Source organism: Bradyrhizobium sp. AZCC 1588 (assembly GCF_036924735.1).
Taxonomy (GTDB): domain Bacteria; phylum Pseudomonadota; class Alphaproteobacteria; order Rhizobiales; family Xanthobacteraceae; genus Bradyrhizobium.
The window spans coordinates 5,612,292-5,638,964 of record NZ_JAZHSC010000001.1 but is presented as its reverse complement, the minus strand read 5'-3'; the positions used below and the strand labels follow the sequence as shown (position 1 = coordinate 5,638,964).

General features: G+C 61.0%; 24 protein-coding genes and 1 pseudogene. 11 read left to right on the top strand and 14 right to left on the bottom strand.

Annotated features, from left to right (window positions below):
- The first annotated feature begins 351 nt into the window (after nucleotides 1-351).
- Nucleotides 352-573: a hypothetical protein gene (locus V1277_RS26235; protein ID WP_334376185.1), complete on the top strand. Its 222-nt coding sequence runs from the start codon at nucleotides 352-354 to the stop codon at nucleotides 571-573.
- A gap of 284 nt (nucleotides 574-857) precedes the next feature.
- On the top strand, nucleotides 858-1,001 hold the full coding sequence (locus V1277_RS35070; RefSeq protein ID WP_442894519.1) for a hypothetical protein: 144 nt from the start codon (nucleotides 858-860) through the stop codon (nucleotides 999-1,001).
- Between the two features lie 147 nt (nucleotides 1,002-1,148).
- Here V1277_RS35070 and V1277_RS26225 read toward each other — a convergent pair whose 3' ends face one another.
- The 5 genes from V1277_RS26225 to V1277_RS26205 all read right to left on the bottom strand — a co-directional run bounded on the left by V1277_RS26225 (nucleotide 1,149) and on the right by V1277_RS26205 (nucleotide 5,135).
- Nucleotides 1,149-1,343: a hypothetical protein gene (locus V1277_RS26225; RefSeq protein ID WP_334418794.1), complete on the bottom strand. Its 195-nt coding sequence runs from the start codon at nucleotides 1,341-1,343 to the stop codon at nucleotides 1,149-1,151.
- Nucleotides 1,344-1,936: 593 nt separating this feature from the next.
- Nucleotides 1,937-2,779: a CheR family methyltransferase gene (locus V1277_RS26220; RefSeq protein ID WP_334418793.1), complete on the bottom strand. Its 843-nt coding sequence runs from the start codon at nucleotides 2,777-2,779 to the stop codon at nucleotides 1,937-1,939.
- 100 nt (nucleotides 2,780-2,879) lie between these two features.
- A complete protein-coding gene (locus tag V1277_RS26215; RefSeq protein ID WP_334418792.1) occupies nucleotides 2,880-3,833 on the bottom strand; it encodes a ribose-phosphate diphosphokinase in 954 nt (317 codons plus the stop codon).
- Nucleotides 3,833-4,051: a hypothetical protein gene (locus tag V1277_RS26210; RefSeq protein ID WP_334418791.1), complete on the bottom strand. Its 219-nt coding sequence runs from the start codon at nucleotides 4,049-4,051 to the stop codon at nucleotides 3,833-3,835. The genes V1277_RS26215 and V1277_RS26210 overlap by 1 nt, the downstream gene beginning before the upstream one ends.
- A gap of 196 nt (nucleotides 4,052-4,247) precedes the next feature.
- Nucleotides 4,248-5,135, bottom strand: coding sequence for a LysR family transcriptional regulator (locus V1277_RS26205; RefSeq protein ID WP_442894518.1), 888 nt, complete (start codon nucleotides 5,133-5,135; stop codon nucleotides 4,248-4,250).
- A gap of 245 nt (nucleotides 5,136-5,380) precedes the next feature.
- On the opposite strand from V1277_RS26205, the gene V1277_RS26200 reads away from it, so the two are divergent.
- Nucleotides 5,381-5,908 carry a nuclear transport factor 2 family protein gene (locus V1277_RS26200; RefSeq protein WP_334418790.1) on the top strand — a complete coding sequence of 176 codons (528 nt, stop codon included), beginning with the start codon at nucleotides 5,381-5,383 and terminating at the stop codon, nucleotides 5,906-5,908.
- A 50-nt stretch (nucleotides 5,909-5,958) separates the two neighbouring features.
- A complete protein-coding gene (locus tag V1277_RS26195; protein ID WP_334418789.1) occupies nucleotides 5,959-6,768 on the top strand; it encodes an MBL fold metallo-hydrolase in 810 nt (269 codons plus the stop codon).
- Between the two features lie 232 nt (nucleotides 6,769-7,000).
- On the opposite strand, the gene V1277_RS26190 is transcribed toward V1277_RS26195, so the two are convergent.
- Nucleotides 7,001-10,105: a DEAD/DEAH box helicase gene (locus V1277_RS26190; protein ID WP_334418788.1), complete on the bottom strand. Its 3,105-nt coding sequence runs from the start codon at nucleotides 10,103-10,105 to the stop codon at nucleotides 7,001-7,003.
- 617 nt (nucleotides 10,106-10,722) lie between these two features.
- On the opposite strand from V1277_RS26190, the gene V1277_RS26185 reads away from it, so the two are divergent.
- Nucleotides 10,723-10,995 carry a hypothetical protein gene (locus V1277_RS26185; protein WP_334418787.1) on the top strand — a complete coding sequence of 91 codons (273 nt, stop codon included), beginning with the start codon at nucleotides 10,723-10,725 and terminating at the stop codon, nucleotides 10,993-10,995.
- A gap of 48 nt (nucleotides 10,996-11,043) precedes the next feature.
- A pseudogene (locus V1277_RS26180) lies at nucleotides 11,044-11,304 on the top strand (LysR substrate-binding domain-containing protein); the annotation flags it as partial.
- Nucleotides 11,305-11,491: 187 nt separating this feature from the next.
- Here the strand turns inward: V1277_RS26180 and V1277_RS26175 are convergent.
- Together V1277_RS26175 and V1277_RS26170 are read right to left on the bottom strand one after the other, a co-directional pair.
- Nucleotides 11,492-12,667, bottom strand: a complete 1,176-nt coding sequence (locus V1277_RS26175) for a Gfo/Idh/MocA family protein (protein WP_334418786.1) — start codon at nucleotides 12,665-12,667, stop codon at nucleotides 11,492-11,494.
- A gap of 13 nt (nucleotides 12,668-12,680) precedes the next feature.
- On the bottom strand, nucleotides 12,681-13,736 hold the full coding sequence (locus tag V1277_RS26170) for a sugar phosphate isomerase/epimerase family protein (protein WP_334418785.1): 1,056 nt from the start codon (nucleotides 13,734-13,736) through the stop codon (nucleotides 12,681-12,683).
- Nucleotides 13,737-13,994: 258 nt separating this feature from the next.
- Here V1277_RS26170 and V1277_RS26165 point away from each other — a divergent pair, with 258 nt between their 5' ends.
- Entirely contained in the window at nucleotides 13,995-14,804 is an 810-nt protein-coding gene (locus V1277_RS26165) for a hypothetical protein (protein WP_334418784.1), read from the top strand.
- Nucleotides 14,805-14,937: 133 nt separating this feature from the next.
- Nucleotides 14,938-15,213, top strand: coding sequence for a hypothetical protein (locus V1277_RS26160; protein ID WP_334418783.1), 276 nt, complete (start codon nucleotides 14,938-14,940; stop codon nucleotides 15,211-15,213).
- A 146-nt stretch (nucleotides 15,214-15,359) separates the two neighbouring features.
- On the opposite strand, the gene V1277_RS26155 is transcribed toward V1277_RS26160, so the two are convergent.
- The 4 genes from V1277_RS26155 to V1277_RS26140 all read right to left on the bottom strand — a co-directional run bounded on the left by V1277_RS26155 (nucleotide 15,360) and on the right by V1277_RS26140 (nucleotide 19,869).
- Nucleotides 15,360-16,568 (bottom strand): ABC transporter permease, encoded by a 1,209-nt coding sequence (locus V1277_RS26155; protein WP_334418782.1) that lies wholly within the window; start codon nucleotides 16,566-16,568, stop codon nucleotides 15,360-15,362.
- Nucleotides 16,558-17,319: an ABC transporter ATP-binding protein gene (locus tag V1277_RS26150; protein WP_334418781.1), complete on the bottom strand. Its 762-nt coding sequence runs from the start codon at nucleotides 17,317-17,319 to the stop codon at nucleotides 16,558-16,560. Before V1277_RS26150 ends, V1277_RS26155 begins: the two co-directional genes overlap by 11 nt.
- On the bottom strand, nucleotides 17,316-18,653 hold the full coding sequence (locus V1277_RS26145) for an efflux RND transporter periplasmic adaptor subunit (RefSeq protein WP_334418780.1): 1,338 nt from the start codon (nucleotides 18,651-18,653) through the stop codon (nucleotides 17,316-17,318). Before V1277_RS26145 ends, V1277_RS26150 begins: the two co-directional genes overlap by 4 nt.
- Nucleotides 18,654-18,846: 193 nt before the next feature.
- Complete coding sequence (locus V1277_RS26140) at nucleotides 18,847-19,869, bottom strand: calcium-binding protein (protein WP_334418779.1); 1,023 nt, start codon at nucleotides 19,867-19,869, stop codon at nucleotides 18,847-18,849.
- Nucleotides 19,870-20,178: 309 nt separating this feature from the next.
- Between V1277_RS26140 and V1277_RS26135 the strand changes: the two genes are divergently transcribed.
- From V1277_RS26135 to V1277_RS26125, 3 genes are all read left to right on the top strand, one after another.
- Entirely contained in the window at nucleotides 20,179-20,703 is a 525-nt protein-coding gene (locus V1277_RS26135; protein WP_334376202.1) for an RNA polymerase sigma factor, read from the top strand.
- Entirely contained in the window at nucleotides 20,703-21,569 is an 867-nt protein-coding gene (locus tag V1277_RS26130; RefSeq protein WP_334418778.1) for an anti-sigma factor family protein, read from the top strand. The genes V1277_RS26135 and V1277_RS26130 overlap by 1 nt, the downstream gene beginning before the upstream one ends.
- 736 nt (nucleotides 21,570-22,305) lie before the next feature.
- Complete coding sequence (locus V1277_RS26125; protein WP_334418777.1) at nucleotides 22,306-23,457, top strand: S8 family serine peptidase; 1,152 nt, start codon at nucleotides 22,306-22,308, stop codon at nucleotides 23,455-23,457.
- Nucleotides 23,458-23,612: 155 nt separating this feature from the next.
- Here the strand turns inward: V1277_RS26125 and V1277_RS26120 are convergent, their stop codons facing one another.
- Together V1277_RS26120 and V1277_RS26115 are read right to left on the bottom strand one after the other, a co-directional pair.
- Nucleotides 23,613-25,055 carry a glycerate kinase family protein gene (locus tag V1277_RS26120; RefSeq protein ID WP_334418776.1) on the bottom strand — a complete coding sequence of 481 codons (1,443 nt, stop codon included), beginning with the start codon at nucleotides 25,053-25,055 and terminating at the stop codon, nucleotides 23,613-23,615.
- Between the two features lie 45 nt (nucleotides 25,056-25,100).
- Entirely contained in the window at nucleotides 25,101-26,471 is a 1,371-nt protein-coding gene (locus tag V1277_RS26115) for an SLC13 family permease (protein WP_334418775.1), read from the bottom strand.
- Nucleotides 26,472-26,673: the final 202 nt, after the last annotated feature.

The window sequence follows — 26,673 nt, the reverse complement described above, 5'->3', positions numbered from 1 at the left end:
CCATAAGTTGATTATTGTTCGCTCTGACCGGCACGTAGCGTGGCGGTCCAATACATCGCCCGCGGATTCGTTAGGCCTCCTCAAAACATTGGTGGGTAGTGGTTCTGTCAACGCTTGCACTGATCCGACACCTCAGCGGCAAACGTCAGCGAGCGTGAAGGGCTCCGCTGGATGCAGGACCGTACCGTAGCCGGGATTGATCGGCGATACCTGCCCGGAGTGCCCGCCGGCCTGAGTGCGGGCCGCGCGAACCGGGTCTTCCGATTGAGGTGTTCTTCTATTGAAAGTCCGTCGGGTCGGTCCGATACTGGGTGCGGTCCTTTGGCTATCATCAATCCGAGGAGGACGATCATGGCAATCCAGATCGTGATGGACCGCACCGGCGACAGCCGTCACCCTTTCAACCCCGAAGACGTACAGGGCGTGGCGAAGGCGGAGCAGCGGTTCAATGAGCTGACGAAGGCCGGTTTCACCGCCGCGGTCCGGACGAGTTCCGGTCAGACCTCACAGATCCGAATGTTCGACCCCACTGCGGAACAAACCCTCTTCTTCCCCAGGTTGGTCGGCGGTTAGTCGCTATGTTTGGTTTTCGACCGTTACTGCCGGGCGCCCGCTCCCGCCTGAGAGCGACGCGAAGCCTCTTCATCAGGCACGGCGCCGAGGGCACGCCGGAGGGCAGGTCGCTGCGGCTATTGCAAAAATGGCTGTCGCCGAGCCAGCGGGAGCAGTTCGGCAGAAGGGGCTACTTCGAGGTCGTCGGAAGCGACAGTGGAAAGCGGTACAGGATTCACGCCGGAGCCTCGGTGAACGTGTGTGAGATTGACGAAAGAGGCCGCTTGCAGGAGGGTTTGTGTTTCATGCCGATCGGCGCGCTGCCGATCGGAGATGTCATGCTCGCCCAGAAGATCGCGCTGGAGACCTGCGAGGACAAGGCGCGCGCCGTGGCCCGCAGGTTCACTCCGAACGGCTTCCAGTTCAGACAAACCCGACCTCTCGGCTGATACCGCCGACCTCATCGCCGCTGCGGCGGAGCCGTTCTATGCCGACTTCCGCTGCGGCTTCGGCGTCGTCTTCTTTGCGGCGTTCTCCTTCGCCGGCTTCTCACGTGAGATCGCGAGCAACATCTCGCCAGATGCCAACACACACAATCACTCGAGTCCGATACGTAGGAGGGCTCGTGCCACCTCGAGCTCGCTGATGGCTGCACGTAGTGCTTTTCGCGCTGCTGTCTTGTCGCCATTTTCGCAGGCCGCAGACAGCTCTTTGAGATGGTCGGCCGCCGATTCCGCGTGCGCGACAAGCTCCGCAGCACCAGCAAAACTGCTTCGGCGTTTTGTGTCCATCATAGTATCCAATTCCGATCTCGTCTGCCCGCCGTATTGGCGGCATTCGCCAACGTGCTATGCGCGCAGCATTCGTCACAGGCTGCCCGGGCCCTCGGTCCGCCTCGTTCGGTCGGCGACTTATGTTCCCCTTATCGGGTTCGCGATGGTCGGTTGCCGCAGCTCCCGTCCCGTCGATCCGCAGGAAGACACTCCGTCGCGTGCGAGGTCCGCGAGCACGCTGCGCTCCCGCTCAACTGAATGCTCGCCAGCATTACACTTATGAGCACCCCTCGACGCATTTCAAGAAGGCATCGTTCTGGCGATGAGCATTCTGCAAAGCAGCTTAGCGAAGATCAACCGACTGGCTCATCGGTGACTGCAATGAAAGCGGTACGACCGCATACCTTCGGTGGTTCCGAAACGGCTGCGGCCCCGACGAAGTTCCGATGCTCTCAGCCACACGGCGACGCTCAACTGAACAAAGACGGCCGAGGTGAACGATTCTGGCGCGAGCGCATTTCAATTTCGCCGCGCGTTCCAAGAAATGTCAGTTTCATGTCACCAGACCCTGCCCTGGGCAGCGGCAATCGATCGTAGGATTGGTACGAAACTCAACGCTCGGTGACCTCAGTCCGTTCGAAAATCTGCGGCGCGCCACACAGGGGTCTCAACATCGGCTCGACGCTCGGCAGCCGCTCATGCGCTCCAATGACGAGATAGCCGTGCGGCGCAAGGCGATCCATGATGCCCCTCAGCACATGACGTTGCAGCGGTTCCGCGAAGTAGGTGAACGCGATGTTGCGGCAAAGAACGAGATCAAACGTCCATGCTGGCCCTCCTCTCCGCAAGTCCTGAGGCAGGAATTCAATCCCTTCCCGATGTTTCGGCTTGATGCAGTAGAGGAGCCCGACCCGGTCGAATGCCTGGTCAATCAACCGTGTCGGGAATTCGCCGAGGCTGGTTGGCTCAAAGCACCCTCGCCGCGCCCTTGCGAGAACGGTCTCATCGATATCGGTCGCCACGATTGACACCGATGCATCGGGAAACTCACGCGCTACATCGTAGTCCCAGATGACTTTCAACGTGTATGGCTCTTCGCCAGACGCGCAGCCGGCAGACCAGATGCGGACCATTCTTCCTTCGCGAACGGCGTGCGCCGCGATCTCAGGAAGCACGCGTTCGCGCAGGGTCTCGTACACGCTCCTGTCGCGATAGAAACGGGAAATGATCACCACGCAGCAATTATCAAAGGCCATCCACTCGGCAGGATCGGCCTCGAGGCGGCGGCGGTAGGCCGCAAAATCAGCAAGTCCGAGTTCGCGGACTCGCCGGTTCAGGCGCTTGCAGACTTGGCGGCGCACCTTACGAAAACCGGGCCAGCGGAAATCGCGCTGCGCGAGCGCCCACTGGAGAAAACCGGTGCAATCTCGATCGTCCATGGAACTGCCGATCAAGCGTGCTCAAACTCCTTGGCGGACCGCACCTACGTCATCCTCAAGGCGGACAATTCATCCTCAAGCCGGACAATTCGCTATCGCTCGGCTGGCACGACACTTAGATAGCGGCAATATTGCGAATCCCGTCTGCAATCACTTGGCTTGCGGAAAGGATCGTGACCTTCTCCGTAACCAGGCGCGCGTCGAGACGGAAGGGCGGTATCGTATCCGAGATAATAATGCGATCCACCAAGCCGCTCGCAACGAGTTCCTCCGCGCCGCGTAGGAATAAGCCGTGTGTAGCCGCCGCGATGACAAAGGCCGCCCTGCCCTTGCGACAGGCCTTCACTGCGCCCAGCATGGTGGAGCCGGTGGCGATCATATCGTCAAAAACAACCACCGTTCGCTCGCGGACGCCGCCCGGGATCTCCTCGGCACTGACGACGTGATCTATCCGCCGTTTGCCAAGCGCGCCCAAATCGACGTCTTCATTCATGATCGTGCTAAGGGCGTCCCGGAAATGTTCGGCGCGTTTCAGGCCGCCGATATCGGGCGAAATGACCTCGATCTCCTGATCGGCGAGGGCTTTCCCGAAATGCGTGGCGAAGAGCTGAGCGCACTCGACGTTCACTGCCGGTATCCGAAACGCGTTCTCGAAAGCGGCGGGATTGTGCACGTCCAGTGCGACAATCGCATCCACGCCGGCTGCTTCGTGTACTTGCGCAACATATCTCAGAGATAGTGGCTCTCCCGATTTCGTGCGCCTGTCCTGCCGCGCGTAACAAAGATAAGGCGCGATCAGAATCACGCGCGCCGCGCCGGAATCTTTCAGAGAGCCTGCGAAAAGCAGCACATCACAGAGCTTGTCATGCACGCTGCGCGAAGGCCCGTCATACAACGACTGGACGACGAGCGCTTGCCCGCCGCGTATGTCCGCAACCGGCCCCAGCTTGCGCTCGCCATCATCGAATCGCTTTTCTTCATGTTCGGCCAGACCAGCACCCAGGCATCTGGCGATGCCTTCTCCTTCGGCGCGGCTGGTCTCGAGAGCGAAGATGACCGGGGTATCCATCAGGGCCCCGCAGCGATGCGAATGCCCATGACCAGAAGAATGCAGCCCACAAGACCGGCTATGAAAACCACACGCATCCACGGCTTGCGCAGAATGATCTCGCCCTGACGTGCCCACTCGCCGGGATAGGTCCGGGGACCATCCGAATGCAGACGTGTTGGATTTTGCTTTTCAGGCATTGGCGTATCGCCCTGACAAAGACCCGCCGGATGGTCCACGAAGCAGTTCCTGACGGAACGTCGCCCCGCGCCATCGCGTTGCGGATAAAGCTAGTGGAATAACTATCCATGCCACGATTTGATCCCCGAATCCGTATTGGTTTCGCGGTCAATGTGCTGCGAGACGCCCTCGCGATGACCAGCACGCTCCACGTGTCCGTTCAGATCGCCACGATTACTTATCGTCGAGAGCCAACTATTGTTGAGAAAGTCGCAGCGCGTTCGTTAGTGCAGAAAGCGCGGCCGGTTGATGCTGACGACTGGGGTAATACATGAAGAAGCCGGGAATTGGCGGCGTCCAGTCCTCTAACACACGAATAAGGCGCCGCTTCGCGAGATACTCTGAGACTTGCTCTTCATATGCGAGTCCTAGGCCGGCGCCAGTGAGTGCGGCCTGGATCACCAAGTGGGTATCATCGATTATGAGTGGGCCGTTCACGCCGATCGTAACCGCCTTTCGTCCTTTCTCGAATTCCCACCGATATGGACCGCCCGGAAGACGCAAACCTATGCATCGATGATCGTTTAGATCCTTGGGCTTCCGAGGAATGTTTCGTGATGCAAAATAACCAGGCGATCCGACCACCGCCAATCGCAGCTCCTTCGTGACCCGCACCGCGATCATGTCCTTTTGAATATACTCGCCGAGTTGAATACCGGCATCGAACTCGCCCGCAACGAGGTCTACAGGGCCAGTGACAGTAACAAGGTCAAGAACGATGTCGGGGTAGGCCTCGGCGAATGCCGTGAGCCGGGGTAACAATACCATCACAGCAGCCGACCGGGACATTACAATTCGAAGGCGTCCGGCAGGCCGGTGCCGAACGCTTCGGGCATTGTTGATAGCACGCGTAATTTGGTCGAGTGCCGGAGACAATTCTTTCAAAAGAGCAGCCCCTGCAGCGGTTGGCGCGACGCTCTTGGTCGTCCGAGCAAGAAGCTGCAACCCGAGCCGTTGCTCAAGTCCCCGAATCGTGTGGCTCAGGGCAGACTGAGATACACCAATCTTTGCCGCAGCCCGCGTAAAGCTTCGTTCACTGGCGACGGTTGCAAACGTAGCGAGGTCGTTCAGTTCGCTTTTCATGATTTATGAATATTACTCATAACCCCATGCCATACAACACGACTAGTTTCATAAACCACTTTGTCCTAGTTTTGGCCAACAACGAGACGCGGCAACTTTCCGCACCTTTGTGGCCGGCTTGACGTTCGGCACAGGTAACTGGGCCTGAGAGTTTCGTTGTAACAACTTGAGCGCCTGTAGCCGGCGATTTCAGTCTTCATCTGAAGAACGCAACTTGGACTAACGCGGGCCTTTAGGAGAGCAGAATGTTCAAAATGGATCGACGAGCATTTTTGAGTCGATCTGCCAGCGCAGCTTTTGGAGCTGCGCTCGTCAGCGCTCCCGGTTTGATGCTTGGAGATCGAACGATCGGCCATGCACAATCTCCTACCGTTCCAAATAACAACCTTATGGATAACAACCTTATGGATACCGATATTCGCGCCTTGCGCGCTCTAGCGCAGACCTATTTCGACGGTGCCTATGAAATGGATGCCGACAAATTTGCGTCCATATTTCACCCATCCAGTTCCGTGACCAAGGTCGGCGACGATGGCAATGTGAGCGTGACGCCAATTGCGACGTGGCTAGCAGCCGTCCGGACCCTGAAAGCTCCGAAACAACAGGGCTTGGAGCGTCACGATCAGATCCTATCGATAGACGTTGAAGGAGAGCTCGCACTCGTGAAGTTGAAATTGCAGATTCCGCCACGTTACTTCACCGATATCTTGTCATGCCTAAAGGTCGACGGAACCTGGAAGATCGCTCAGAAAGTGATGACGTCGAAAACCTAACGGCTTCGGTGCCGTTTTGAAAACATGACCCGCACGCTTGGCAGGTGTCCATGGAATTTCTGTCACAAAGCGCCAACGCCTTGGGCTGCGCCTCTGGATCATGGAGGATTTGGTCACTCTCTGATGGATATGTCGACCTGCCCGCCGAATCCCTCAGATATCCCAACAAAAAAATATGTAAGCGGACCGGATCGCCTCAGCGGGACAATTCGCTAGTTCGATTGTCGGTCAACTGCTTCCTATTTGATCGCTCTGGCATGGACCGCGTTTTGATTGATTGTGGAGCTGGCGGGAGTTGGGACCCGTCCATGGGTCACCTCATGGAGGCGATGGCGGAGGCAGGCATCGACACGTCATCGATCACTATGATCGCCCTCACTCATGCTCATGGCGACCACATCAATGGTCTCCTAATGCCTGACGGTCGACGAGCATTTAACGGCCTGAGGAAGATTGTAATAGGGCAAGACGCGGTTGAGGAGTTTCTTGCGGAGCCAGAGCTAGAGCAGTTTCGTTCAGTTCTTGTCCCAATTAACGGAGGAGACCGGCTGGCCGATCATTTACTGGCAGTGGCGATACCTGGGCATGCTCGAGGCCATATGGGTTATCTCCTCAACACTGACGAGGACGATGTCCTATTCTGCGGCGACCTGATCCACGTTCCTGCTGCACAGTTTGCCCGTCCCGAGCTTACCTGGGCCTATGACGATGACGAAGCCATGGCGAGGGCTAGCCGGATCACGTTACTCAAGGACGCAGTCAATACACATACGTGGCTAGCCGGCACTCACCTGGGTCGGCCAGGCATCGGTAGAGTAGTCGAAGAAGGGCAAGGATATGTATTCATTCCGGCCGCGTAGCCGCCGGTGAGCCCGCCGTCGCCTTATGCAGGCTCGACAACGGCGCTGACCGCCAGGCGCCTGATCAGTCGAATTTGACTTTGTGGTCGAAGCCAAGCTGGGCCGTGAGCACGCGTGTTGCGCCTGCGCACCCTGCCCGCCTCCCGGCCAGCGTCGCAGATCTGGCGTGGCGCGCAGGCGAAGCCGGAGACGCGGATCAATTGTCTCTCATGTAGATGAGTCGTCACCTTGATCACTCGTCCAGAAGGTCGAGGAACTCTTCGACCTTCCTAAGCGGTCCCTCGCGTCCGTTGCTGATGTAGACCACCCGATCGCCATCACGTTGCAGGGATCGCGCCTTGGATTTCCGAAGTCGTCCCGGCAGGAACGTCGCGGCTACGGCATCCGTGCCGACATCAAGTCTTATGATTCCTCTTCGCCTGCACTCGATCCTGAGCCTTGCTGCGGCAAAGAAATCGCGGGCCGCCGGAGGCAATTTGCCGAAGCGACGGAAGGTCTCCTCCTCGAGATCGTTCAGTTCATCTTCGCTTCGGCATCTGGCGACGCGGCCATAGATTTCCAGCCGAACCGCCTCCGATTGCACGTAACCCGCGGGCAACATATCCCCTACCGGCAGATTCAGGTCAGGCACCCACAGGTCGGCCGTTCTATCGTCAGCTTTCTCCGAGGCCAATTTCAGAAGGTGGCTGTAGAGCACGGGTCCGAACACCTGCACATGGCCTGACTGCCGTTCGGAAAGCAGGTCCCCCGCTCCCCTGAGGTCCAGATCCCGCGCACTGATCGCGAAACCTGCGCCCGGTCTGTTAAACTCCTCCAGAACGGCCAATCGCTTCTCAGATCGCTCCGAGCCAGAATCGGTCAGCAAATGCGCAAACGCGCGTATCCCGCTGCGCCCCACCCTTCCTCTGAGTTGATGAAGTTGCGCAAGACCGAACTTTTCGGGCCAACAGACCACGATCGTGTTTGCACGTGGGATATCTAGACCGCTCTCCACGATGTTGGTCGCCAGCAGCACGTCCGCCGCGCCTTCGACGAAGCTCATCATTCGGTCGTCTATGTCGTCGGCAGGCAACTTGCCATGCAGACAGACGATGCGGAGATCCGGGGCCATCGATTGAACACGCGCCAGCATCGGATCGAGATCCTGAATTCGCGGACAGATCAAGAAGCTTTGCCCGTGGCGCCTTTGCTCGCGCAGCAATGCCGAGGCAATAGCAGCATCCGAAAGCGGAGCGACCTTTGTGACGACCGGGAGTCGATGAATGGGCGGAGAGGCAATCACGCTGAGATCCCTGAAGCCAGCAAGACCGCCCGCGAGAGTCCGTGGAATCGGCGTGGCGCTCATCCAAAGCGCATGAATACTCTTGGCCAGCCCGGAAAGTCTCGCCTTCTCCGTCGCCCCAAAATGCTGTTCCTCATCGATGACGACAAGGCCGAGGCCGGCGAACTTCACGTCCTTCGAGGCGAGAGCCTGCGTTCCGACTACAACCTTCAATTTTCCACTCTTCAGCCCCTCCTTCACCTCTCTTGTCTCCGCGCCCGAATCGGTCCGCGACAAACTTCCCACTTCGATACCAAACGGAGCGAAGCGTTTGCGGAAAGTCGCGACATGCTGTCTTGCCAGGACCGTCGTCGGCACCGCGATCGCCACCTGCTTCCCTGACAACACGACGGCGGCCGTGGCTCGCAACGCCACCTCGGTCTTGCCGAACCCAACGTCGCCGCAAACGACCCTGTCCATGGGGTGGCCGGACGCAAGATCATCCAGGACGTCCCGAACGGCCTTCGCTTGGTCGACCGTCGTGAAATACGGAAAACGCGCGACGAACCTCTCATAGGCGGGACCAGGGGGTAGAAGTTTCGGAGCTCGCCGGCGGCGTCGCTGGCCGATATGTTTGGAGAGCTGCTTGCCGGCGACTTGGATTTCGCGCTCCGCCTCGGTACGCCGAGCCCACCATGTACTTCCGTCCGCTTTGTCCAGCGTCAGCTCGCCGCGCTCCGACGCGTATGGCCAGATCAGGGCGAGGTCAGCGGGCGGAGCGAGAACGGCATCGTCTCCCGCAAATACCAGCCTGATCATTTCGCGAGACGACCCGCCCCCCGTTGCCACGGTCTGCAAGCCGTCGAGCAAGGCCAGTCCCCGCTGCAGATGAACGACCGCGGTGCCCTGCTCCGGTACATCTGCGTGGTCGAAAGCCGCATTCCAGCTTCTGGCCAGGGGTTGCGGATGATGAGCCCTGCTGCCGAGCACATCGGAAGCCGTCACGACGACAAGAGGTTTCCGGCCAGGTAAGACAAACCCTCTATCAAAGTCGGCCAGAAGCGCCCCTTCGCGACTACGTCCGGTCGCCGCCTCGTTCCAATCCGTAAAGCGATCCACCTTGAGCCCGCTCATCCGCTCGATCACGCGCAGGTCGTCCTCCTGCGCTGCGACGAAAACCAGTCGCGAACCGGCGCGTTGCGTCTCGTCGACGAATTCACGGAGCGCCTTCCTCGGCGAGGCGACCTGCGAAAAGTCCGGTGTGGGAGCGAAAGATGCCCTTTGCGACAGCACGTTCATACGCCTGGTCGCCTGCTTCCATTCGCGCCTCCCAAGGTACTCGCGCTCTCCGTCCGTGCGACCGGCCGCCTCCTCGATCGTGCTAAGCCAGCTATCAGCGTGCGCTGAAACTCCTGCATCCGCAATCCACTTGGATCGGCCACAATAGTCGAACAGAGTCGAGCGCTTTCCGCGTATGTTCCCGAACGCCAGCCGCTCCGACATCGGGTCGATGAGAAGCTCTTTCGTCTCAAAAACGATGTCATGTTCTATCGGATCGAACGCCACGATCCGACGTAGCACCCCACCGGAATGCTCTACCCTGAACGGACCAAGTGCGCCGGCAGGAAAAATCTCGAATGTCTTCCCGTGAAACAGCGCGCCACCGGGATAGTCCGCCTCCTCACCGAGGTCGTATCCGAGGGCCTCAAGCCGCGCCCGGAGATCTTGTTCAGAAAACGCGGCGCCCACTTTCAAACGGAGGATTACGCGGAACCAACTCGTCGGCTTCGGGAGGCGCTCCATCACGGCCTCTGCCGTGGACACGAGCAGGATCGGCTTCTCGGGCTTGGCAAGGCGCCTCAAGACCGAGCTTCGCCTGCCCGCGATCTCGTGCGACGGCTCCAGCTGATCGAACGGCAACGTATTCAGTCTTGGAAAAACAAGCACATCGCACGAAGGATCGAGGGCATGAATGACGGCACCGAGCCGCTCGGCCCTATTCTCGCTTTCAGCAAGAAAGACGACGCCTTTGCGGCCCGACTTCTTCCACTGCGTGAGCAGATGGAGAGCCATCATGCCCAGCGGGGATGAAGAAGATATTGCAGTCCGCGATGAAGATTTCTTTCGCTTCGTTGCCCTACCGGCAACGCGCGCTTTGCTAGAACGGCCCACCTTGAACCCGTCATTGATTCGCGACCAGCTGAGGCTGATGGCGAGTGTTGCTTCGAACAGGCCCGCTCCGATGTGGGAGCTACGCCTGGGGCTGTGTACATATGCGAATTTCGTAGGGGACGCACGTTTCCAATCTAATCGTCCCGTGAAACATCGCTTGGGAGCGGAGGCGCCTCGATCATCCCCCCTTCTCCGCTCGACAGATCGCGGTCCTCAGCATCGGCTCATTTCGGTTCGCCTTTCAGATCGCCTTCGGTGGGCGCTTGTCTTCCCCTGGCCCTAGCTGAACTTTGGCTTGTGGGCCGCTTTGCGCCAATATGGGCAAAACTATTGGGGATGAAGTCGGCGCATCCGGTCAAAAACTTGAGATCATTTCGATTTCATAGCAAGTCCCACGCCGGACGCAGCTGCAGGGGCCCAAATCAAGCTATGCGCGCCGATACACCGGCCCTTCCAAGAAAGGTACTCGTTGCTGCAAACTGTACAGCATGTCTGCGATTCGAGAGACGTTTTGAGGACCCATGAACGAGACTCTGATATCTGCCTGCACGATGTTTCTCGTTCCGGCAACGCTTTTGTTCGGCGCCTTAGGCGTCGCGAACTCGTCCTTCCTCAAGGTATTGGTCTGCTTGCTTGGCGTGGCCACGACGGGAATATGGCTTTACCGGGTATGGTGGTGGACAAGTCTGTCTTTGATTGATCGAAGAACGGCTCTTGGTCTTGCGGGCATGTATGTTTGCGCGTGGCTAATAACGTTCTTCGTGCAGTTGAAGAATGTGTTCTCGCCGCGCTGACTGACTCCGTTTTGCTGAATTGACTATTAGTAGCATCGGCGATCATGGCGCGTGCTGAGAGTCGAGACCAGCCTGTCGGAGATCATGTGCGGGTTGGTGTCGTCAGGGCTTGGGGTTGCGATCTGCGATCCATTCACCGCGAAGGAGTTCACGAATCGAGGGATCGTCGCGCGCCGGTTCGTGCCACGAATCGATTTCGAATTTGCAGCCGTTTTTCCGGCACAACGCAGTCCCTCGCCTGTGGCTTTAGATCTGGTGGAGACTATGCGACGGACGCTCGACGAATTGGACGGGCTAGCCGCTCGCTAGATGCACAAGAGTTTGCCCGAGCTACAAAAGTGACCATTCATGTAGTCATCGTTCACGTTCCCCAACGGCTCATTGCGCGTCGCCACGCTGCGGGTGAGCGCTTCGCGCCTCCCGCGCTATCAAGTGTAGGAAATCGCCGAAAATCTCAGGCTGGCGCGCAAAATCTGCCTGACAGACACGTCCGCATTTACCTGATCCGAACCCAGGCGCCATTGCTTGCGGATGAGTTTACTGCAGCTTCGATGAACTTCACGCCGGCGAGGCCATCCTCGACGGTCGGGAAAATCACCGCCGGATCGGGCGGTTTGCCGGCCTGTGCTGCGCGGATAGCGCGCGCTGCCTCAGTATAGATTGTTGCGAACCCCTCAAGGTAACCCTCGGGATGCCCCGATGGCACGCGGGTGAGACGGCCCGCCTCGACCAAGGCGCCGGCACCACCGCGGGTGAGGAGTTGCTTGGGCTGCCCATAGCGGGTGAACCAGAGATGGTTCGGATTTTCCTGTACCCATTCGAGGCCGCCCCTGGTCCCATAGACGCGCAGCGTCAGGCCGTTCTCATTGCCGACCGCGACCTGGCTCGCCCAAAGCATACCTCTGGCACCTCCCTTCCACTTGAGGAGAATCTGGACGTCGTCATCGAGACGCCGGCCGCCGACAAAGGTCGAGAGCTGGGCGAGCAGTTCGTCAAGCTGAAGTCCAGTGACGAAGCAGGCGAGATTGTAGGCGTGGGTGCCGATGTCGCCGATGCATCCGCCAGGGCCGGATCGGGTCGGGTCCGTGCGCCATGCGGCTTGCTTGTGGCCGCTTGCTTCTAACCGCTCCGTCAGCCAATCCTGCAGGTATTCGGCCTGCACCAGCCGGATCTCGCCGAGAGCGCCGTTCGCGACCATGGCGCGGGCCTGTCGGACCATGGGATAGCCCGTGTAGTTGTGGGTCACGACGAAGACCTTGCCCGTCTTCCTGACCAGTTCCACCAATTCCTCTGCCTCGGCGACGGTCGTCGTCAGCGGCTTGTCGCAGATGACGTGGATGCCGGCTTCAAGGAAGGCCTTGGCGACCGGGCCGTGCAAGTGGTTGGGGGTCACGATCGAAACCACCTCGATCCCATCGGGACGCGCGGCTTCCGCCTTCGCCATCTCTTCGAAGGAGCTATAGGCGCGGTCGTTGGCGATACCGAGCTCCCTCGCCGAGGCCTTGGCTCGGGCCGGATCCGACGCCAACGCGCCGGCTGTCAACTCGAACTGGTCGTCGATACGCGCGGCAATGCGGTGGACGGCGCCAATGAAAGATGCCTGGCCGCCGCCAACCATGCCTAGCCGGATACGACCATGACCGCCGGCTTCGCTGCTTGCCTCAATAGCCATTGTTCTTCCTCGCTCAGGAGATACCAAGCATCTTGCGGTTCATCTGGTCGTCCGTGCCGGAACCTGCGAAATCGTCGAAGGCCTTCTCCGTCACCCGAATGATATTTCTTTTGATAAATTCGGCGCCCTCGCGCGCGCCTTGCTCAGGATGCTTCAGCGCGCATTCCCATTCCATCACCGCCCAACTGCCGTAGTCGTACTGCGTGAGCTTGGAGAAGATCGCGCCGAAATCGACTTGACCATCGCCCAGTGAGCGGAATCGGCCAGCACGATCGACCCAGCTCTGGAACCCGCCGTAGACGCCCTGGCGGCCCGTCGGGTTGAACTCCGCGTCCTTGACGTGGAAGGCCTTGATGCGTTCGTGATAGATATCGATGTAGTCGAGATAGTCGAGCTGCTGTAGCACGAAGTGCGACGGGTCGTAGAGCAGGTTCGCGCGCGTGTGGCCATTCACTCGCTCGAGAAACATCTCATAGGAGACACCGTCGTGCAGGTCCTCGCCTGGATGGATCTCATAAGCGAGATCAACGCCGTGCTCCTCCGCATAATCAAGGATCGGCTGCCAGCGCCTGGCGAGCTCGTCAAAGGCAGCCTCGACGAGGCCGGCCGGGCGCTGCGGCCAGGGATAGACATAGGGCCACGCCAATGCGCCGGAGAAGGTCGCCTGAGCCGTAAGCCCGAGGCGCCTTGAGGCGCGGATCGCGCGCTTGACCTGGTCGATGGCCCACTCGGTGCGCGCCTTCGGATTGTCCCGCACCTCGGGCACGGCGAAGCCGTCGAATGCTGCGTCATAGGCCGGATGAACCGCGACGAGCTGGCCCTGGAGATGGGTCGAGAGTTCGGTGATGGCAAGGCCGTGACCGGCTGCGATCCCCTTCACCTCATCGGCATAGTCCTGGGACTCCGAGGCCCTGCGGAGGTCGAAGAGCCGCCCATCCCAGCTCGGGATCTGAATCCCGTCGTAGCCGAGCGAGGCGGCCCATTCGCAGATCGCGTCGAAGGAGTTGAACGGCGCGGCGTCGGCAGTGAACTGAGCGAGGAATATCCCTGGTCCCTTGATCATCTTCATGAAATGCTCCTTCGCCTCTGGATGCTCCAGAGCGCTCGATATCCTACCAAAACTCTGCAGCGCTCGCATTTCGGGAGGAAATTGAGGAGATTGGCCCCTGAGCCACCTTGCAGCAAGGCCCCGAGCACTTCTGATTCCTCGTGGGCCGTGCGGGCCAAACGCAGAAAGCGGGTGGAGCCTCGTTTGACCAAAAGAACGCGGAATAACGGACCAGCGATCGCGTTATTCCCGCGTGGTCATGCTTATGAGGAGCCGCCGATGCTATTCCGTTCCAATCGCCGCACGCCGGAACTCGACACCGGATCCCGCCCGCAAACAGAGGCCGAGCTGCGGGTCAACAAAGGCAGCTCGATCGAATTTCTATGCCAGGCGGACGACTTCGGCGTTATTGCCGAGCCTGCGCCGGCCAAGGCAGCGCTGCCGGAGTGGTTTCGACGCATTCCACCTGTCGATCAATCGGTGCTTTCGGCTACGAACAACGGCCTGACCATCAAGCGATGCATGCCTTTTCTCGATGCAATGACGCTTGGCTTTGTTCTGCCGATCGCTGCGACAGTACGTCTGCAAATCAGCGAGCAAGGCCGCAAGGTTGATGCCGGCTGGGAGTTCGACCGCGTGATGGTGAGCAATCACGGCAGCTACCAGATCGCCGGACACCCCCTCGCAGACAGACCGCCCATGAAATTTCATAACTACTGGACCATCAAGACGCCGCTGGGCTGGAGCTGCCTGTTCATCGCACCGCTCAACCGGCATAACCTTCCCGTCGAGATCCTGGCCGGCGTCGTCGATACCGACACCTATGCTTCGCTGATCAACTTTCCCTTCATCGCGACCGGACCCGATGGGATCCACGTCATTGAGAAGGGTACGCCGCTGGTGCAGGTCATTCCATTCAAGCGTAGTGAGGCCGACCTCGAACTACGCAAGGAAAGTGCGTCACGCGAGCGCCTCGGGCCTGTCGTTGCGGCAGAGACCGCAGTTGAGAGACGCGAGCGCCAGCAGATTCTGCGGAACACCCAGGCCTCCGAGGGATGGTATCGAAAGTTTGCACGCGCGAGGCGATGAGGCGATGGCGACACTGTAGACGAGGCGCCGGAACTTTGGCGGCATTCGGAATAAGCTCTCGTCGCGCCTCGTTTCATTCTGGGGTCGAAAAGAAATCGGCCCCGTATCGCAACCAAGGAAAGAGGATCTTGCCATGAAACGAGAAGCTATCTTCACCGCCAGTGCGATTGTCCTGGCGCTCGGGACGACCGGCGCGCAGGCTGCCGTCGGCGCACCGTTCGACACTGCGGTGAAAGCCGTGAAGGCCGAGCGGGGCCAGATCATTCTGGCCGGCAACAGTTCGTCGAACTCGAGCTCCAACAGTTCATCGAACTCCAGCTCCAACAGCTCTTCGAACTCAAGCTCCAACAGCTCTTCGAATTCCAACTCGAACAGCTCGTCGAACTCAAGCTCCAACAGCTCTCGCTAAGCGAGTCTTGGCCAGGTTCGGCCAGTCGACGCCAACGGAAAGGGCCCGGGCTTCCGGGCCCTTTCTGCGTGTCTCATTGCGTGCAGGCAGCCATCGACCGGCAACATGACGAGCCGCCCCTGGCCCCTCGGCGCGGCAACGTACGACTACTCGCGGGACAACGCTTCAATCGGGTCAAGCTGCGCAGCCCGCGCAGCCGGCATGTAACTGAACGCCAGTCCGATCGCGCACGATGCGGCCACCGCGATGACGACGGTTGCGGGATCCACGACGAGCGGGATCCGAAGCCAAAGGCGCGCGGCCGCTGCGAGAGCCAGCCCGGCAACAATGCCGGCCAGCCCGCCTCCAACTGCCAGCAGAACCCCTTCGGCCAGCACTTCCGCCTTGATCTGGCGCGGCAGCGCCCCGATTGCGAGGCGGATTCCGATTTCTGCAGTCCTGTCCGCGACCGAGACCAGCATGATGTTCATGATCCCTATGCCGCCCACCAGCAGGCTGATCGCTGCGATAGCGGTCAGCAATGCGGTCAGCGTTCGCGACGTGCTCGCCATAGCCTCAGCGACCTGGCGCATCTCGAGCAGATGGAAGTTATCGGCCTGCCCGGGGGCAATACCGCGACGTTCGCGCATCAGTTCCTCGATCCGCTCCTTCATGTGCGAGGTATCGACGTCATGCCGGACCAAGACATTGACTGACTGGATGTCCATGGTGCCCTGAATTCTGCGTTGATAACCGGTGAGAGGCATGACCACGATGTTGTCGTCGTCCTGCGACAGCCCCGACTGCCCTCGCCCTCGAAGCACTCCGATCACTTCGCAGGGCAACGTCTTGACGCGAATGGTTTCGCCAACTGCGGCACTGCCGCCGAACAGCCGCTCATGGATGGTCGCTCCGACAATGCAGACATTCTTGCCGGCCTGAATTTCGTGACCGGAGAAAAGCCTTCCCGCGGCGAGGCCCCATCGCTTGGCGATAAAAAAATCATTGTCTGCACCAGTGATACTGGCGACCCAGTTTGACTGTCGCAAAACGACGCGAACCGGTTGCGAAGCGACGGGCGCGACCGCCTGTGCGCTGCGAAACTGACGGATCGCGTCAACGTCGGCGTGGGTGAATGGCTTCGCCTCGATCTGCGCGCCCTTGCCGCCGCGAGTATCCTGGCCAATGCGGAGCGACAGCAACTGCATGCCGAGTTGGTCGATCTGTTCTTTCACCTTGGCATTGCTCCCGCGCCCGATCGTGACCATCCCGACCACGGCGCTCACGCCGATAACGATACCGAGCGCGGCCAGCGTCGAACGCAGGACATTGCGCTGCAAAGCGGAAACGGCCAAGCGCAGAATCTCATGGGCCATCACTGCACTCTCCATCGAAGTGTCTTCGCCGGATGCGGCCGTCGGCGAAGCGAATGGTGCGGCGCGCATGCGCGGCGATCGAGGGGTCATGCGTCACCATGACAATCGTGGTGCCTGCTTCGCGATTGAGTTGTTTCAGCAGTTTCATGATTTCGGCACCTGTCGTGCTGTCGAGCGCGCCTGTCGGCTCGTCGGCGATCAGCAGGTCGGGCCGGACAACCAGGGCGCGGGCGATCGCGACGCGTTGCTGTTGGCCGCCGGAGAGCTGGTCCGGAGTGTGGTGCTGGTGTCCGGACAGGCCGACCGAGATCAGGGCCGCTGCGGCGGCCTCGCGGCGCACGCGCCGCGAAACGCCCTGGTACAGCAGCGGCAGTTCGACATTGTCCAAAGCGCTGGTGCGCTTGATGAGATTGAACCGCTGAAACACGAATCCCATGCTGCTTCGCCGCAGCAGCGCCCGGCGCGCGGCGTCGAGCGCTCCGGTATCGATCCCCTTGAAATGATAGCGTCCGCTGGATGGTGTATCGAGACAGCCGATGATGTTGAGAAACGTCGACTTGCCGGAACCGCTAGGCCCAACAACCGCGACGAATTCGCCCGGTGCGATCGACAGATCAACACCTGCGAGGGCGGTCACCGAAGCAGGTCCACGACCGTGAATGCGCGCAACATTCTCCAACAGGATCAGGGGCTCGATGCCGCCATTTGAGGCGTGCTCTCTCGCCTTGCTTTCGACAGCGCCGGAGCTCATGGCTGAACCGCAGCCGTGTCGATGACGACGCTATCGCCTGCTGCAATGTCGCCATCGAGGATTTCGCTGTGCGTGCCGTCGGTCTCGCCAATCCGCACGTGAACGGATGTGAGCACGCCGCGAACCAGCTTGTAGATCTGCCGACGCCCGGGCAGAGAAGAATCAGCGGCGCGCGCCGTTGCGGGCGCCGCGGCGATGGCCGGTTGGGGCCGGGCCGCCGCATTCATCGCCTGAGCGATCGCTCCAGGCACGCTCTGCGGAGCAGGCACCTGGGCCGGCGGCACGAACCGCAGCGCAGCGTTTGGCACCAGCAGCACGTTGCGGCGCTGTGCGACCGTGAGGTCCGTTGTGGTCGTCATGCCGGGCTTGAGCTGAAGCTCGTCATTGTCGAAGCCGAGAATCGCCTTGTAGGTAACGACGCCCTGCACGACCTCGGGACCAAGATAGATTTTTTCGACAACAGCCGGGATGGTGCGATCGCGCAAGGCCTGGCCCTTGAACACGGCAGGCTGTCCCGGTCGCACGGCGAGAGCATCGGCTTCATCGACATCGACCTTGACCTGCATGTGCTTGAGGTCGGCTGCAATACGAAACAACACCGGCGACTGGAACGAGGCTGCGATCACCTGGCCACGCTCGACGTTGCGCCGAAGCACCACGCCGTCGACGGGTGCGACGATCCGCGTCTTGTTGAGATTCGAAGCCGCGAGATCGATCTCCGCGGCAGCGATCCTGAGTTCTGCCTCAAATATCTCGACCTGGGCTGTTGCTCTCATGAAGGCGCCGACCGCCGCCTCCAGTTCGCGTTCGCTGACGGCTTGCCGCTCCGCGAGCTGCTGCTTCCGGTTTCGTTCGCTCTCGGCAAGCGCGAGATTGATGCGTCCTTCACGCAACCGCGCTTCGGCAAGACCGTGCGCGGCACGGGCGCGGGTGAGCTGCCTTGCGGGCACGGCGTCGTCGAGCGTCGCCAGGAGTTGCCCAGCCTTGACCCTGTCATTGTAGTCGACAGCGATGTCCCCGATGGTCCCGGACAGTTCGGTCGAGACTTCCACGATCCTGACCGGCTCCACGGTCCCGGTTGCAGAAACCTTGGCCTCAAGATCCCCGCGAAAGGCTGCCTGTACGACGAACTGTGTGTCGATCGCCTGAGACCCATCTCCCTTGCTGAAGCCAATCACGATCGCGGCCGAAACAATGGCGATCCCCGCCAGCCCGGTTGCGATACTGCGCCTTCTGCTGCGAAGCTGCAGCTCGGCGAGGCTCCATTCGGCGACCGCGCGTCGAGAGCCGGTCCAGGCCGAGTGAAGCTGGTTGAGTTTTGGAGTTTGCCACATCAGCGCTGCTCCGTCGGGCGTTCCAGGTGAACCTCAACGCCTTCAACGAACGTCTTGGCAGCTTATTCCGGCCTTTGCTTCGCCGAGGTCTTTCACTTGCCGCGCCTTCGCCTGTAAAAGCGGATGATTCCCCGCCTCGCGGACCCGCGGATGCAGGAAGCAGGGATAACCGTGCTTCCTGCCCGAGGCAGACTCAGACGATAAGGAAGTCGCTGACGCTGAGAGTCTGAACACCCTGTAGCGTTGCAATCAACTGGGCACTCTGGTCGCCGGCGCCATCGGCATCCCAGCTCAGCGAGCCGTTGTCGGTGTCAAACAGAAACGTCCCGACTCCGGAACTTGTCGCAACAGGTGCTGAAGATGCGACGAGCTGGCTTGCGTCGAGCGAATTACCACTGCGAATTCCGCCGCCGAACATGGCCGCTTCGATCTGCAGTTCGTCGCTACCGATCAGGAAATCAGTGATCGTGTCGCGGTTCGCGGCGATGTTCGATAACACGAACGAGTCCTGATCGGCTCCGCCGGTCAGAGTATCGCCGCCCAGCCCGCCGATCAGCACGTCGCTGCCGATGCCGCCGATGAGGTTGTCGGTTCCGATACCGCCGTCAAGCCGATCGTTGCCGCTATCGCCGATGAGCTGGTCGTTTCCGGCATCGCCGATCAGCCAGTCGCTGTCTTCGCCGCCGAACAGACGGTCGTTACCGGATCCACCCGCGACCAGGCCGTCGCCCGAACCTCCGGAAACGATGTCGACGCCGTCACCGCCGTATAGCCGATCGGCGTCCTTGCCGCCGTCGAGACGGTCGTCACCGAGACCGCCGTACATTTCGTCCTCGCCCTCCTCTCCACAAAGGACGTCGTTCGCGTCGCCGCCTTCGACCAGATCGGCGTCCTCCCCGCCATAGAGCGTATCGGCTCCGCTGCCGTTGCCTGCGGCCAGCGTATCGTCTCCGTCCTCGCCTTCGAGCAAATCGTTGCCTTCGCCGCCATCAAGGACGTCATTTCCGGCCCCACCCAACAGCTCGTCATTGTCCTTGTCGCCGTAGAGCCGATCGTCACCGCCGTCGCCATACAAAATGTCGGTGCCTTCTCCGCCATTCAACGTATCGTTGCCGTTGAATCCTTCCAGAATGTCGTTGCCCTTGAAGCCGAAAATCGTGTCGGCCAGATTCGTGCCGCGCAGCCGATCGTCAAAGTCAGTTCCATTGATCTGCATGGACCACTCCCGTTGTTCGGCCGCGATGCGGCCTATTCGTACGGCTCCAACAGGAGACGGTTCGATCCGCTCCTGCGCCACGCGAAGCTAAACGGAAGCCCGCAGTGCTTATTCCCGGATGAACCGAAAGGGCTTGCACGGCTCAGGCCATCCTGAGATGATCTCCAGGATGTTGCTGTTACCGGAACATAAATAAAGATGGTAGCTTTCGGAATATGCGAGAGAGCGCCGCGTTATTCCTTTACGACTACGGCCCTCGACGTCGAGACGTGAGGAATGAGTTATGCCGTCGACGTCGAGACATGAAGAATGAGCGGCTTCGGTGACGAACTTGTGAGCTTGCTGCCTCGTCTGCGCCGATTCGCGCGCTCGCTGACCGGGCGAGCCGACGAGGCTGACGATCTTGTACAAGCTACGTTTGAGCGCGCGCTGCGCGCCCAAGCGCTGTGGGAGCCGGGCACACGGCTGGACGCATGGCTATTCAGAATCATGAAGAATCTCTGGATCGATCAGATCCGGCGCCGGAAGATCGAGGGAGCTCAGACGGCGCTTGAGGATGCGGAGCACCTTTCCGGTTCCGATGGTCGAGCCGTGGCTGAAAGCCGCATTGTGCTTGCGGACGTCAAGGCGTTGCTCGCGTCGCTGCCGAGTGACCAGCAGGCCGTTGTTCAGTCCGTTTGTGTTGAGGAATTGAGTTATCGAGAGACCGCCCAACGCCTCAAAACTCCAATCGGAACAGTGATGAGCCGTCTGGCTCGCGCCAGGCTTGCTCTGTCGGCCGGACTCGATTTCGATCAACTCGCCGAAGCCCGCCACAACGCGAATAAACCCTGATGACCGCGATCACCGACGAAACCCTGATGGCTCTGGCGGACGGCGAACTTGAACCCGCGGAGGCGGCCCGCGTGCGCGAGGCGCTTGGCCGCGACAACGATCTTGCTGCGCGATTTGCATCATTCGCAGAATCGCGGGCGCTTTTTTCTGGAGCAGCCAGTCGCGCCGACGATGACGCAGTGCCCGAACATCTTGTCGGCATGGCCCGCAGGCTCGGGAATGCATTGTCGGAATTTGGCCGAGGCACCCAGCACGGCTCCACCGATGTTCCGCGGCCTGAAACGGGCGCAACCAACGAAGCCGACGACCGTGCCCGAAAAGACGATACCATCGCGCCCGCCAACGCATGGCGCGAACAAGCCTCGCGCAACTTGCGTCGGTCCGATCGCTTCAAGGCCATGGCTTTGGCCGCCTCAATCGCACTTTGTGCCGGAGGCGTGCTCGGCTTTGCACTCAGCGCGCTTCGACAGCCCGACAACACGTTCGCGAACAAAGTGCCGCTGAACAGCATTGCTGTATCGCCTGCAGAAGCGGAGTTGCTGTTCCAACTCGCGAGCGGCGAGTCGCGGCAAGTCCCAAGCATCTTGGGAACGGCGACGGCCAACATCACCATGGTATCCACGCATCGGATGGAAGACGGCTCCATCTGTCGCGAATTCACGACGGCGATCGTCGGCACGCAGCAGACACGGGTCGCCTGCCTACGGGAACGAGCGTGGTATGTCCATCTCGTCGTGGTTTCGTCGTCGAGCGGCAGCTTCACGCCTGCGAGCGGCCACGAGACGGCGGATCAGTTCATCGAAGCGCTCGGGAGCAAGGGAATCCTGACCGGCGACGCGGAGCGCAAGGCTCTCGTTCAGCCTTAACGCCGAGCCTGTAATTCGGCGGCCTCCTGGCGCGCTTTCAGGCATGGTGCAGGCCCGATGATGCGCCGGCTCCTGCAATCTCGGGCCCTCCGCGCAGCCGTTATGGATCGCGGCCGTTGGACGCACCGTCGTCCAACGTCCTCAGATGATAGATGAAAGCCGAAGTTGTTGTGCGCAACCGGACGCCACTGGAACTCATCCGTTCCATGAACGTTAAGCTCCTTGCCGATCAGCTGACGTGAAGTGCTTTCGTTTCCGATCGCTCCGGCGCTTTTTTTACGCCGGGCGGGAATAGGCGGGGAGCATCCTCCGTTGTTGTAAGGCGACGAAGACGCAGTCAGTGTATCACCACGGATAGCGAATGTGACAAGAGGAAGCCGCCCGTATGGCCACGAGCGGGCGCGCGCCTAGCGCGAGCGCGCACACCCAGAGCAACAATTCTAGTGATCCGCCCATGAGAACCGTGATTGCCTGCCGTTCATTCGCGACCGTCGTCGGCCTATTTCTGGGCTTCGCCGTGGTCGGCCAGTCCCCAACACACCCTGCACTGTTCCCGCCTGCATTCGCTGATGACGGTGGTGGTAGTGGTGGCGGCAGTGGTGGCGATGGTGGTGGCGGGGCCGGCGCTGGCGGAGGCCCCCCGATCGGCAGCCATTGGACCCCTGGCGGAAGAGGTAGACACTTCTCGCTGTTTCGCGGCTTTCGGTTGCCGTGGGATGCAAGACCGCGTCGTGCCGTGAGGGCGCGTGCGAATACACCTGAATATGTGCTGTCCGGATTAGAGGCTACTCAAACCCAGACATTGCGCGACCGCGGGTTTCGCGTCGTCGCCGAACGCTCGCTGAGCGGCGGCAGGGGTTCGCTGCTGCGCGTCGCTGCGCCGGGCCGGATTTCGAAACAACGCGCGCTCGCATCATTGCGTGAGATCGCGCCGGGACGACCTGTCGATGAGAACACCTTATATCTCCAGCGATTCCGGATGCAGGGCGGCCGGTCAACGCTACGCAACGCGTTCCTCAACCCATTGGCGACCGTGGATTGGCGATCGCTGGAAAATTGCGGTGACCTGGGTGCCATCGGGCTGGTGGATTCGGGTATCGATGCGGACCACACAGGGCTCGCCAGCAAGCGACTAGAAGTGATTACGCAGCGCGCGCCCGACCGACAGGCGTCGAGCAAGCGCCACGGAACGGCGGTCGCGACGCTCTTGCTTGGCGATGGCGTATTCCCTGGACTGACGCCGAAGGCCCGGATTGTAGCGGTGGATGCGTTCCATTCGCAAAATGGCGTGGACCAGATCGACACGTTCGATCTGGTTTCCGCGATGGATGCTTTAGTGGAGCGCGGCGTCGCCGTCATCAATCTGAGCCTGGCCGGATCGGCAAACGAGGTCCTGGACGCGGAGGGAAAGCGCGCGCAGGCCCGAGGCGTCATCGTGGTTGCCGCGAGCGGCAATGACGGCGCCGCCGCCAAACCGCGCTATCCTGCAGCCTATCCATGGGCGATCGCGGCAACCGCGGTTGACAGGAATCTCGTCGTCTACAAGCGAGCGGTTCGTGGGCCCCATATCCGACTTGCCGCTCCCGGCGTCGATCTTGTTCTTCGCGATGGTGACGGGAGGCTACGACAGCACACCGGCACCTCCTTCGCCGTACCGTTCGTCGCCGCGCGGCTGGCGCTGGCTCACTTGGGAGAACAGACCCGGCGCGCCGAGGCAGCAGGCCTACCCACCGGTGATCTCGATTCCGCGCGCACTGCGGAAGCCAGCGTCGCGGCACTTGGCAGCCAGGCGATCGATCTCGGCGAACCCGGAAAGGACATCGTCTACGGAGACGGCCTCGTGCAGTTTGGCTCCGCATGCCGCTCTGCAACGAGTGCGACACGATGAAACTTGCCGCAACCAAGTTGCGACCACAACTGAAATCGCCGAGCTAGAAACGGACGCGATGCTATGATCCCGCCAACTGACGAGCTCGCCCATAGTTAGTTTGTAAGCGCGGGGTAGAGTTGAACCAACCATCATGCGAAGTGGTTCTAATGTGGTCAGATGCCTTCGCTCAGGAGTATGCGCTCAGGTTCGTGGTAGGAGCGTGCAGCCCCGCAAGATCTGCCATGCTCCTCATCCTGGGGACTCTGCAAATGAATAGCCCCTGATAACATCGTCGGCGGCGCTACAGTGTCCGACGAGCCGAGCGGACGGCGTCGGGCTGCGTCGAGGTCCGTGACGACCGTGCGCAAGCGGTGGCTATGGCGGCCCGCGGGATCAAGCAGGCGCATGCCGACCAGGACCATGCGAATCGTATCTTCGGTCGCGTGGCGGAGCAGATGAGACGCCGACGCCATCGCCTCGTCGAGCGTCCAGGGCCGCATCTGGATGCTCGCGAACGCGTCGATACCGCAATCGAGATTAACTTTGGCGCCTTCGCCGATTGAACCGGCAAGGGCGATCACTGGAAGGCCGCGTGCCTTCGCGCGCCGCGCGACTTCCGCCGGCACCTTGCCGAACGGCGTTTGGTTATCGAGAGTGCCCTCTCCGGTGAGCACGAGATCGGTCTCGGCCAACAGGGCGTCGAAGTTGGTGTAGTGCATGACCATGTCGAAGCGCGGACGCAGCACCGCGCCGAGGAGCGCATGCAACCCCGCGCCAATGCCCCCGGACGCTCCGCCGCCCGCCACCGTCTTGACATCGACGCCGGTTGCGACGCGCACGCACGCTGCATAGTTCCCAAGCGCCGCCTCAAGCATCACAATCTGTGCGGGCGTCGCACCCTTCTGCGGACCGTAAACGCGCGTCACGCCATGTTCGCCGAGCAACACATTGTGCCAATTGACCGCCGCCTCAATCTGCACGCTGTCGAGGCGCGGATCTCGATTCGACAGGTCGACGGAGGCAAGCCGCGCCAACGCGCCGCCGCCGCAGCCGATCGCCTTGTCGTCCGTGTCAAGTAAACGGATGCCGAGCGCTTCCGCCATGCCGGCGCCGCCGTCGTTGACGCCGCTGTCCCCACATCCGACCAGAATGTGCTCGGCTCCGGCATCGAGCGCCGCGCGGATGAGTTCGCCGACGCCGCGGCTCGTCGTCACCGCCGGATCGCGCGCTTCGCGCGGCACTAGCCGCAGGCCGGCCGCCGCCGCAATCTCGATCACGGCCGTCTTAGGCCCGGAACCGCCAAGGAAGCCGATCGGCGCGCGCACCGGCGCGTTGACGGGACCACTGACCGTTACCTGTCCAAGCGTGCCGTTCGTCGCCGCTACCAGCGCCGCCGTGAAGCCTTCGCCGCCGTCGATCATCGGCGTGGAGAGCACCCGAGCATCGGGCAGCGTGCGCCGTACGCCCGCTGCCATGGCTCCGGCTACTTCGGTGGCGCTCAGGCATTCCTTGAAGCCCGAGGGAGCGATCAGAACGGTAAGGGCCATCTTGTCCTCCGTTGTGGGGTGGCAGAAGAGCGTGCGAGGATAACGGATGGGATCCAGGATTATTCCCATGCATGGAAGAGCACACTTCTGATTGCCATGTGGTGCGGCCGATGATCATGGTTGTAGCGAGATACCGAGAAGCGGCCAGACGACCAGCGCGAACGCCACCAACAGAAGGAGGTGTATCGGCAAGAGCACAGCTGAAAGGAGCATCAGATCCCTCGGCGCATAGGTCGGCTGCGTTAGCGTGGCGTAGAGTGCCACCGCTTTCGCGCTCACTGGCAGCGTCTGGCAGAAGCCAGTTCCGACTGCGACGAGCAGAATGAGCGCGGCCGGATCGTATCCGAACCCGGCGAGCGGCAACGCGAGTATCGGAATGAGAACGACCGCTCGAGCGGTCCGCGACGTCACGACCAGATGCGCGCAAAGTGCGGTCGCGGAGACAACTGTGGCGACCGCGAGCGGGCTGCCGAATGCCTGCCAGTCGATCCTCATCACAAGATCCGCCGCAACCACGCGCGCGGCGCCGGAGACGATCAGCGCGTCGCCCATCAGCATGGTAGCAGCCAGGAACACCAACAGCTTCCATTCGATCGCTTTCAGGGCCGTGGCCGGCAAGAGCGCGGGGGATGGTCCGATCACGAGCAGTGTGGCCGCCACCAAAACGACAAGAGCGGGCTCGATTCCGACGGCCGTCGCGCTGAGAAGCGCGACCAGCATGACGGCGACGATCATTGCGACCGCGCGCTGCCGTGGATTGAGCGGGTCTCGCGGAATACTTGGCAGCTTGGGCGCCGCCATGCGCGTCTCGCGGTCGAGGAATAGCCAAAGGATCACACTCGTTGCCACAAAACTGCTCGCGACCGCGAACGGCAAACACAGCACGGTCCAGCGCGCGTAATCGAGGAACGCTCCGCCGGACCGCGTGATGAACTCGGCGGCGACCAGATGCGCGCCCGCGCCAGTAAGCGAAGCGCATGCCGAGAGCAGAACGATACTCGGGATAAGAAGCGCGAGTGCACGCACGACCTGTAAATCCCGGATCGAAGCGGCGAGCGTCAGAAACACCGGCAGGAACAACACAGCGCGACCGGTCGTCGAGGGAATGACAAAAGCGGTTGCCAAGATCAAGAAGGCGAGCCGATGGAACAGGCGCGTGACCGATCGGACATTGCCAATCGTGGCGATCACCACGCGTTCCGCGAGTCCCGATCGCGTAAGTGCGGTGGCGATCACGAAGGCTCCGACCAAGAGTCCGATTAGTGGGTTTTTCAGCGTCGTCGCGATGGTGGAGAGGGGAACGGCGCCACCGACAAGGAGCGCGGCCACGGCTGCGAGCGCGACTACTGTGTCGTCGATTTTGAACAGGGTCCATCCTAGGATCGCGAGCGCAAACACGACCAGCACGAAGCGTGCCTCGGCCGGATAAGGCAACCCCACCCCGAGGACAGCCACCGCGGCGAACGCGACCAGGATAGCTATCACCGACCGCGGGCTTGAGCCGCCAGCCGCATCTGTCGGCTCTCGAGCAATTTTCTTACTGACCGATACGGTTTGTTCATGGGCCATGCCACAACAACGGATGGCGTAGGGGATTATTCCCGGATTGACATCGCGTCGCTCAGCGCATCCGTTAGCGGCGGACTTGACCGGCAGACTACGAGATCGCGGCGGATGCTCAAGGACT